Genomic DNA, 366 nt, shown 5'->3' on the forward strand with positions numbered 1-366 from the left:
AGGCAGCTAATTGATGACCAAACGATGTCTATTTGCTAAAGTGTCGGCTTAAATCAACGCACATGAGATTACCTGTCAATGCAAAAAAACACCGGATTAAAACGAATATTTTTGGCCTTCGGTTATTCAATAAAAGGCATTAAAAGCGCTTTTAAACATGAAGCTGCTTTTCGCCAAGAGGTTTTATTGGCCATCATTTTGATCCCTACTGCATTTACTTTAGAAGTGTCTCAAATAGAACGTATTCTATTAATTTCACCTGTGATATTAGTGATCATATTTGAAATCATTAACTCTGCTATTGAAGCCGTAGTAGATAGAGTTGGAAGTGAATTCCATGAATTAGCTGGCCGCGCCAAAGACATG

1 protein-coding gene is annotated in these 366 nt (G+C 36.9%); it reads left to right on the plus strand.

What is annotated here, in order from left to right; translation table 11 throughout:
- Window positions 1-78: 78 nt before the first annotated feature.
- A partial coding sequence (locus GQR38_RS20215; protein ID WP_165738069.1) for a diacylglycerol kinase occupies window positions 79-366 on the plus strand: 288 nt, incomplete at its 3' end.

Origin of the sequence: Pseudoalteromonas sp. c7(2019) (assembly GCF_011378625.1) — a bacterium.
GTDB classification, from domain to species: domain Bacteria; phylum Pseudomonadota; class Gammaproteobacteria; order Enterobacterales; family Alteromonadaceae; genus Pseudoalteromonas; species Pseudoalteromonas arctica.